This window comes from Pirellulales bacterium (genome assembly GCA_036499395.1).
Lineage (GTDB): Bacteria > Planctomycetota > Planctomycetia > Pirellulales > JACPPG01 > JACPPG01.
Map to the genome: position 1 here is coordinate 1 of DASYDW010000073.1, position 2994 is coordinate 2994.

Sequence of the window (2994 nt, forward strand, 5' to 3'; positions counted from 1 at the left end):
CCGAATCTTTGACCAGGCGAACCGCCTCGGACTTGTACTCGTCGCTGTACTGCTTTCGTGACTTCTTCTCTGACATCTCAAACCTCCGATCCCGATATTGTCCACCTTATGAGGGTGTCCACGAAATCGGGGGAGGTTCAACCATTGTCTACGGCGACAATGGAGCCGGGAAGACGGGATACACGCGCATCCTCAAGCGCGCTTGCCAGGCGCGGGGTCGGGAAGAGATTCTGGGCAACGTCGTGTCCGGCACTGCTCCCCCGAAACTTGATGTCGCAATCAAATACAAGGTCGGGACAGACCCGGCGCCGCGCGCGTGGACAGGAGGAGACCCCGATGAGTTTATCTCGCGTGTCAGCGTCTTCGATACGCACTGCGCCACTGTCTATCTCAACGACAAGACCAACGTGGCGTTCCTTCCGTTCGGGCTCGATCTGTTCGACAAGCTCGTCAAGGCCAGCAAGGCCGTCCGGACTGTCCTCGAAGCGGACCAGCGCGCTCTCAATTCCAATGCGTTAGCGGCAATCGTTCCCGCTATTCCGGAAGGAACTGCTGCTGCAAGACTCGTGAACGGAATCACGGCGCTTACCAAGCCGGAAGCCGTGCTGGCGGTGACACGGCTTTCAGAAGAGGAGGAAAAGAAACGCGCTCTATTCGAACAGACACTTAAGGATCTTCAAGCCAATGATCCGGAAAAGCTCCTCAAGCAACTGACGCTTCGCGCCGGTCGTGTCCGTACCCTGATAGAGCATCTCCAAGGGCTGGAGTCAGCTCTTGGCGAGAAAGCCGTAACAGACGTGCTCAACCTCAGAGCCGACGGCGGGCGGAAGAGCGCTGAGGCGAAGCGCCTGCGTGAGGCGACGTTTCCGGAAGGTGTGCTTGCCGGGACGGGTGGTGACCATTGGAAGGGAATGTGGGACTCGGCCAGACAATTTTCAGAGCAGCAGGCCTATCAGGGCAAGTCCTTTCCTGTTGTCGATGACTGCGCAAAATGCGTCCTGTGTCAGCAGGACCTCGAGCACGCGGCGGCCCACCGGCTCAAACAATTTCAAGAATTCGTCATGTCCACGACAGAGCGTGAGCTTCGTCAGCTACGCGAGGAATTCACCAAGCGCCGAAACGCAATTTCCACTCTGACGACAAAGACCGATGCCATTGCAGCAACGCTCGCTGAAATGCGCCTTGAACATGAAACGGTAGCGGATCGCGTCGACGCTGCCACTGCACAGAATGAAAAACGCCGCGCGGCCGTCGTTGCAGCCCTCGGAAACAACAACGATCCTGCGGCGAGTTGTCCCGCACTTTCGGTTGCATCGAAGGATGCTGAAGGTGTCGCGCAGGATATTGACGCCCGGATCAAATCCTTGCGGGACCCAGAAGCCGCGGCGAAGCGCAAAGCGATGGAGACCGAGTTACGCGAACTGAATGCCAGGATCCTGCTCGGCAAGTATGAGCAGACCCTTCTCGACGAGATTGAACGTAAAAAGAAGATCGCCGCATTCGGTCAGTGCATCGAAGAAACCAAGCCGACGACGATTACCCAGAAGGGCTCCGCCATCACGAAGGCGACGGTATCGGAGCGACTGAAGTCGCGCTTCCGGGAAGAGCTGATTGGTCTCGACTTTACGCATGTCGAGGTTGAGCTTAAGGAGGCCGGCGGTTCGGAAGGCGTTTTCTACCACAAGCTTGCACTCACGCGCGCACCAGGCGTGGTGTTGCCAAAGGTTGTCAGCGAGGGGGAACAGCGGTGTCTTTCCATCGCGGCATTCTTTGCCGAGTTGAGTACGGCAGACGATCCCTCCGGAATTGTGTTCGACGATCCAGTGTCTTCACTGGATGTGAGATGGCGACGGGCTGTCGCCGCACGACTGGTTCAGGAATCGAAAGCGCGGCAGGTTATTGTCTTTACCCATGATGTTGTGTTCCTGCTGACGCTCCATCAGGCCGCGAAGGATATGGGCGTCGTGCCCAACGACCAGCATGTGCGGTACACATCAAAAGGTGCTGGCGTTTGCATGGATGAGCTTCCTTGGGCGGCGATGGCTGTAAAGAAGCGAATAGGTCATGTCAGAAATGAGTGGCAGTCTGCGGATAAACTTTACCGGGATGGGAATCAGGATCAGTACGAGAAAGAGACGAAGAACCTGTACGGTCTTCTCAGAGAGGCATGGGAACGCGGACTTGAAGAGGTTTTGCTTGGAGGCGTCGTTGAGCGTTTCCGTCCGGGTGTGCAAACACAGCAGATCATCGCACTTGCCGATATTACGGAGGAGGATTGCAAGGCCGTTGAAAAAGGCATGTCGAAATGTTCGGCATGGTTGCGCGGCCACGATCAATCTGCGGCGGCACCGGCTCCTGTTCCGAAACCTGCGGAACTAAAAGCCGACATTGAGGAACTCGACGCCTGGGTTAAAGCGATCAACAGGCGCCGTGGCAAATAAGACAATGCCATTTGCCGGTAGGAACATGCCCGGAGGCGTCGCCCCGGAGCGAACTCAAGAGCTGGAAGAATTCTGGACACGATTCGATATGACGCAGGCTCATTGACGGCCTTGATATTAATTTCTGCGAAGCTAGGTTGCCGTGACAATCTCATAGGTTTAGTGGATGCCGATTTCGTAGCTGCGCGTGTGCCTCTGTTACTTATCAGAATGTTAACGTCTGCTATCGAGCAAGTGCTTGTGTGGTTGTGAGCGACAGCTATTGGCTGGGGGCGGACATGATCTGTCCAGAACGCTAGTTTTGACGTAGCCTTTGCGCGCACTGCACGCCCGAATCCCAAGGCGCGGTGCACTTTGTTCGCGGCTTATGAATGGCGTTTAGGCATCTCAAGACTACACTCACGGATCATCCGGTAATCCCCCCGTTTTTAGCGGGGATCAGAAGTGGAAAACGATCATGCAGCCATCGCCAACTTCTGCATGGGCGTGATGCCGCCCAGCGCCATGTTCGGTCTTTCGTTGTTGTAGGTCCAGAGCCAGCGAGTTGCTGCGT

The 2994-nt window shown here is 56.2% G+C and carries 1 protein-coding gene; it reads left to right on the forward strand.

Annotated features, from left to right (window positions below; all coding sequences use genetic code 11):
- Nucleotides 1-2441, forward strand: a 2441-nt coding sequence (locus tag VGN12_14215) for an AAA family ATPase (protein HEY4310601.1), incomplete at its 5' end; no start/stop codon positions are given.
- Nucleotides 2442-2994 lie beyond the last annotated feature (553 nt).